Origin of the sequence: Teichococcus vastitatis (assembly GCF_003604215.1) — a bacterium.
Classification (GTDB): Bacteria; Pseudomonadota; Alphaproteobacteria; order Acetobacterales; family Acetobacteraceae; genus Pseudoroseomonas; species Pseudoroseomonas vastitatis.
Window position 1 is genome coordinate 1 of the sequence record NZ_QXGS01000081.1, and the last position, 5,554, is coordinate 5,554.

Annotated in this window: 6 protein-coding genes; 3 read left to right on the plus strand and 3 right to left on the minus strand. The window is 66.0% G+C overall.

Annotated elements, in window-relative coordinates:
• On the minus strand, positions 1 to 269 hold a 269-nt coding region (locus D2K64_RS22640), incomplete at its 3' end, for a LysR family transcriptional regulator (protein ID WP_157986061.1).
• Between the two features lie 104 nt (positions 270 to 373).
• On the opposite strand from D2K64_RS22640, the gene D2K64_RS22645 reads away from it, so the two are divergent.
• Positions 374 to 1,123: an SDR family oxidoreductase gene (locus D2K64_RS22645; protein ID WP_120010644.1), complete on the plus strand. Its 750-nt coding sequence runs from the start codon at positions 374 to 376 to the stop codon at positions 1,121 to 1,123.
• A 299-nt stretch (positions 1,124 to 1,422) separates the two neighbouring features.
• Here the strand turns inward: D2K64_RS22645 and D2K64_RS22650 are convergent, their stop codons facing one another.
• Positions 1,423 to 2,319 (minus strand): LysR family transcriptional regulator, encoded by an 897-nt coding sequence (locus D2K64_RS22650; protein WP_120010645.1) that lies wholly within the window; start codon positions 2,317 to 2,319, stop codon positions 1,423 to 1,425.
• Between the two features lie 95 nt (positions 2,320 to 2,414).
• On the opposite strand from D2K64_RS22650, the gene D2K64_RS22655 reads away from it, so the two are divergent.
• On the plus strand, positions 2,415 to 3,029 hold the full coding sequence (locus D2K64_RS22655) for an FMN-dependent NADH-azoreductase (protein WP_120010646.1): 615 nt from the start codon (positions 2,415 to 2,417) through the stop codon (positions 3,027 to 3,029).
• Between the two features lie 332 nt (positions 3,030 to 3,361).
• On the opposite strand, the gene D2K64_RS22660 is transcribed toward D2K64_RS22655, so the two are convergent.
• Positions 3,362 to 4,342, minus strand: coding sequence for a calcium-binding protein (locus tag D2K64_RS22660; protein ID WP_162306241.1), 981 nt, complete (start codon positions 4,340 to 4,342; stop codon positions 3,362 to 3,364).
• A 433-nt stretch (positions 4,343 to 4,775) separates the two neighbouring features.
• Here D2K64_RS22660 and D2K64_RS22665 point away from each other — a divergent pair, with 433 nt between their 5' ends.
• A complete protein-coding gene (locus tag D2K64_RS22665; RefSeq protein ID WP_120010648.1) occupies positions 4,776 to 5,252 on the plus strand; it encodes a VOC family protein in 477 nt (158 codons plus the stop codon).
• Positions 5,253 to 5,554 lie beyond the last annotated feature (302 nt).

Sequence of the window (5,554 nt, forward strand, 5' to 3'; positions counted from 1 at the left end):
TCGCGGAAGTCGTTCACCGAATCTATCGCCAAGGCGATGTCATCCAATGCGGGCTGCAACCGCTGCAGCAGCCTCTGCCCGGCCTCGGTGGGCGACACGCTGCGGGTGGTGCGGTGGAGCAGCCGCACCCCGATGCGCTCCTCCAGGTTGCGCATGGTCAGGCTCAGCGCCGAGACGGAGACCCCGCGTTCCGCGGCGGCCTTGCGGAAGCTCCGCGCTCTAGCAATGGCCGCGAAAGCCTCCAACTCGGCCAAGTTGCGCAAGCCCATTGTTGAGTTTTCCTTCACGGGCCAGGAAGCAAAGTCCAGATTATCGAACAATAGGTTCTGCGGCACAAGGTCACCCACCGACGTCAGCCAGCCTGGAGGCAGCCATGGACATCACCGGCAACACCATCCTCATCACCGGCGGCGGTACCGGCATCGGCCGTGGCCTCGCCGAAGCCCTGCACGCTGCGGGCAATACCGTGATCGTCGCCGGGCGCCGCCGTGCGCCGCTCGAGGCCGTGGTGGCGGCCAATTCGGGCATGCACCTCGCCCTGCTCGACATCGACGACGCCGCCGCGATCCACGATTTCGCCGCGCGGGTCGTGGCGGAGCACCCGCGCCTCAACGTCCTCGTCAACAACGCGGGCATCATGCGGGTGGAGCAGGTGCTCACTGACCCGGGCGCCCTGGCCACCGCTGAGGCCACGATCACCACCAACCTGCTGGGCCCGATCCGTCTGACCGCCGCCCTGCTGCCGCACCTCCTGGGGCAGTCCAAGGCGGCCGTGGTGAACGTCTCCTCCGGCCTCGCCTTCGTGCCGCGGGCGGACACACCGACCTATTCGGCGACGAAGGCGGCCATCCATTCCTACAGCATCTCGCTGCGCCACCAGCTCCGGGACACCGCCGTGCAGGTCATCGAGTGGGCGCCGCCGCTGGTAGCCACCGACCTGACGCCCGGCCAGCGCGACAACCCGCGCGCGCTGCCGCTGGAAGACTTCATCCGCGAGAGCATGGCCCTGCTAGCGGAGAACCCCGACGCCGCCGAGATCTTGGTGGAACGGGTGAAGCCGCAGCGGACGGCGGAAGCCACCGGCCGCTTCGACACCGTGTTCAGCCTCATCAACCTACGCTGAGACGAGAGCGGCGCAGCCTTGTTGGGACGGTGAGACTAGACCATCATCGATTGGCTGCTTTCCTGCCCGTCGCGCTGGAAAGCGGCCATTCCGCTAACGGCCAGCTTAGGTCGTCGGCTCCGCGCCCATTTCAACCATCTGCCTGACGTTGCCGCCTTTCTGAAAGCGGAATTGATCACCTGGGTGGCGGCCTGTGGACGACCAGCGTGGAGAGGGGACCCTCGCTGATCTGGCGGCACCGTCGCTTTATCGCTCGACCCGAGGCGTAACGGCTCGGCCATCAGCGGCGCGACGACCGTTCAGCCCAGCCGTGCCTGCAGGTCGTCGAGCAGCCACGTACCCGCTCGCCCGAGCGGACGGTCGCGCCTGTGCGCCGCGTAGATCGTGAGCGCCCCGGGATCGGGCGCGGGGTCGTCCTGAATAACCAGATGCTGGAGCCGCCCGTCTGCCAGGAATGGCCTGACGAGGTGCTCGGGCATTCGGCACCAGCCTAGCCCGGCTAGCAGGAAGTCGAGGCGGCGGCCGAGCTCCAGAAAGCGCCATGCCTTGACCCCGATGATGCCGTAGCCGGGCGCCCCTGGCGCGAAGGGGTCGGACAGCACCAGCTGGACGTGCTCGTACAGATCCTCCCGGGTCACGGGCCGATCGAGTTTCCCCAGGGGGTGGTCGGGCGACACGACGGAGATCAGCGTTTCGGCAAGCAGAGGAACCGCGAGGAGGTCGTCCGGCACCCCCGGTAGCAGAATGCATAGGGCGAGGGCCGCCTCACCCCTGCGTAGACGCCGCTCGGCACCGCCCAACCCCTCTGTCGAGAAGCTCACCGGCAGGTTCGGGAACTTGTCGCGAAGTGCTCGCAGGCTATCGATGAAGGGCGCGGTGGGAGCCAGCGGGTCAATGGCAACCGCCAACTCTGGCTCGATGCCGTCGCGCATGCCTGCGGCCATGTCCTCGAACCTGGCGGCACCGGCGAGCACGACCCGTGCCTGGCTGATCAGGCTGCGCCCCGCATCGGTGACCAGGGGCCGATGACCAGAGCGGTCGAAGAGCAGCACGCCTTGCACGCCCTCCAGCGTGGCCACGGTCTGGCTGATCGCAGACTGGGCACGGTCGAGCTTGCGACCTGCCGCCGAAAAGCTGCCCTCATCGGCAATCGCGACCAGTACCCGAAGCTGATCCAGCGTGAGGCTGCCGATCATCCATCACCTGATCTTATAGATGTTAGCGGTTCTTTATCGCTCCCGAGAGCGGGACGGAAGGTGCAGGTAATCTCCTGCTTACAAGGACCTCAGCCATGCCCACCCTCCTCGTCGTTGAGACTAGCCCCCGCGGCGACCACTCGATCTCCCGCAATCTCACCCGTCGCTTCGTCGAACGCTGGCAGGCGGCGCACCCGGACGGAAGGGTGATCGACCGCGACCTGCTGGAGACGGACTTGCCGTTCGTGAACGCGCCCTGGCTCCAGGCCTATTTCACGCCTCCCGAGATGCATTCGGCCGAGATGAAGGAGGTGCTGCGCCTATCGGACGAACTCGTGGGCGAGCTCCTGACCGCCGACCACCTCGTCATTGCGACCCCGGTCTACAACTACAATGTCCCGGCGGCGCTGAAGGCATGGATCGACCATACCGTGCGCAAGGGGATCACGCTGGGGGTGGACGGCAAGGGCCTCCTCACCGGCAAGAAGGCGACGATCCTGCTCGCCTCCGGCGGCGTCTACACGGAAGGCTCGCCGATCCGCGACCGGGATATCGCGACCCAGTACCTGCGCCTCATCCTTGATGTAGTGGGCATCACCGACGTCACCATCGTCGCCGCTGGCAATGCCAAGGCCGTCGACCTTGGCGAGATCGGGCGGGAAGACTTCCTCAACCGGTTCCAGGAGCAGATCCAGGCTGCGGCGGCCTGAGCATTCTGTCCGATCCGGGCTTTTGCGGCGTTCGGTGATGGGTCGAACCTGGCGGTCAAAGATTGGCCGCCCGGTCGGCGCTTATCCGGGTCGGTCGCTCCAGAGCGGAAGTTCCGCATCCGGCCAGCCTCTGCCGGACCTGAGGGTCGGCGGTTTCATGCGAGGCACTAGAGATTCCTTGCCAGGCGGTTCTTCTGGCGTCAGTGTCCTCAACGCTGATCCTGTGGCTTTAGGCTAGGAGATCACCGCCCGATGACCTCATATTTGGATACTTTCATGAGGGGGCGGAACCCTCTCGATCTGACCGCCGCGCAGAGTTTCCAAACAGGCTGTCACGCGATCAGCGGATCACCACCGGACCAGCCCTGCAGCACCAGGGCGCCGCGGCCCGATGAGACGTTCTCATCAGCGGTCACGATCATCAGGTCTGGCCCGTCCTCCTCCACCATGAAGCGCCCGCTGCCCAGGAACTCCCCGCGGAAGCCGGCATAGCGGCCGGCTTCGATCTCCGGCGTCAGGTAGTCCGGCGGCCCGACCCGCGGATCTACCAGTCCGACCGGGCCTTCCTGGCGCAGCAGCGGCCCGAGCCCGATCCGCTCCCCAGCATCGTAATCCGTGATGACGTTGAATACGCCGCCCAGCTCGTCCCCGTCCGAGACGGTGCCATCCAGATCGTTCCTAACCAGCAGCAGGCCAGTATTGGTCGGGTTGAAGGTGTCCCGGCCCGCGCCTCCGGTCATGAAGGCACCGTCATCCTCCGTGTAGGACACACCGATGCCGAAGCTGGAGCTGTTCAGCACGTCGTCGCCGTTGCCACCGTTCAGCCGGTTGTTAAAGCCGTTGCCCGTGAGGGTATCATTTCCCGCGCCGCCATGGACCACGTTGTCCCGGACACGGAGGCCATTGACCCCGAGGCGGTCCGCGCCACTGCCGCCGAACAGGGTGTTGCCGCTGCCGAAGGCGAAAATCGTGTCGTCGCCGGCGCCACCAAAGGCCACGCTGTCGGTTGAGAAGCCGATATCCGCTGTCAGCAGGATGGTGTCGTTCCCGGCGCCGCCGGACAGCAGGTTGTGCGACCCACCCACCGTGATCTCGTCATTCCCAGCGCTGCCGAACATGGCGACACCCGGCCCCTCGGCGCGCCCCTCGGCGGTGATCCGGTCATCGCCACCGAGGCCGAGCATGAGCCTCGTGGTGCTGACTGCCGTCAGCGTGTCCGCCCCTGCGGTACCGACCAGTACCAGGTTTTGCAACCAGTCTGGTGCCTCTACCGGCCGATGGCCGGGAAACAGGGGAAGATGAAATCGAGCCATTCTGGCCGTCTCCTTCGCTGCCCTTCCGCGTCCGCGGCCTGCAATGCCGCGGGGGCATTGACGCTCCGAGGCAGATGAGCAGCAAGCATTCCGCATCCCGGCGCCACGCAAATTCTCGTGCTGGCGAGTACCGGCAACGGCGGCGCGACTCAGAGTTGGTTGCACAGTTCTCAGTTCGAGTTGGTCTCAGCTCGAGCTAGGCCGACGATCGACCGAATGCCAGCCTTCATCAGGGACCCTGAGCATCCGGTCCGAGCGACCGGCTGAACCCGCTGAACGGCCGAACCCGCCGCGCCGCCGCGATAACTGCAGCGACCAGCAGAGGCCAGCGTTTGTCCTTCACAGGCCGCATGCCGGATGGTGAGATGGATGTCCTGCAGCATCCATGCGCAACGGCAGACCTGACCGCCGGTCGCGCGAGGGAGGAGTGGTCATGGTCGCCAAGAACACGATCTGCCTCTGGTACAACAACGACGCCGAGGCCGCCGCCCGCTTCTACGTCGAGACCTTTCCGGACAGCACGCTGGGCGCTGTTCATCGGGCCCCGGCCGACTACCCGTCGGGACAGGCGGGCGACGTCCTGACGGTCGAGTTCACGGTCTCCGGTATCCCCTGCATCGGCCTGAACGGCGGTCCCGCCTTCCAGCACAACGAGGCTTTCTCGTTTCAGATCGCCACGGACGACCAAGCGGAGACGGATCGTCTGTGGAACGCCATTGTTGGCCATGGCGGGCAGGAAAGCGCCTGCGGATGGTGCAAGGATCGCTGGGGTGTCTCGTGGCAGATCACGCCGCGCGTGCTCACCGCCGCGATGGCGGCTGGCGGCGAGGAAGCAAAACGCGCCTTCACGGCCATGATGACCATGCGCAAGATCGATGTGGCGGCGATCGAGGCAGCACGGCACGGATGACGCTGCGCCCGCGGCGCATCGTACCCGAGGCTGTGGGCGCTCCAGTCGCTGGCTTAAAACGGGATCGACTGCATCATCTGAACCCGTCCGCGCATCACCCATCTTGACCAGCACGATGCTCTACGTCGCGCGGATCGTGCGGGGCATTCGGTACGACAATCCCGCTGACGGCAGACCCTGTCACGGTGGCTCAGCCATGCCGGGTCATCCGCGGGCTGTCTTGGGCTTCCTGATGGCGGGCATAAGCTTCATGGCTTGATCTCTATGGGTCTATTCCTGGCCGCGCCCAGCGCCTTTTCTGC

What these genes read in the sequence shown, in the direction of transcription:
- D2K64_RS22645 (WP_120010644.1), top strand. Translation starts at nt 374, where the DNA reads ATGGACATCACCGGCAACACCATCCTCATCACCGGCGGCGGTACCGGC.
- D2K64_RS22650 (WP_120010645.1), bottom strand. Translation starts at nt 2,319, where the DNA reads ATGATCGGCAGCCTCACGCTGGATCAGCTTCGGGTACTGGTCGCGATT.
- D2K64_RS22655 (WP_120010646.1), top strand. Translation starts at nt 2,415, where the DNA reads ATGCCCACCCTCCTCGTCGTTGAGACTAGCCCCCGCGGCGACCACTCG.
- D2K64_RS22660 (WP_162306241.1), bottom strand. Translation starts at nt 4,342, where the DNA reads ATGGCTCGATTTCATCTTCCCCTGTTTCCCGGCCATCGGCCGGTAGAG.
- D2K64_RS22665 (WP_120010648.1), top strand. Translation starts at nt 4,776, where the DNA reads ATGGTCGCCAAGAACACGATCTGCCTCTGGTACAACAACGACGCCGAG.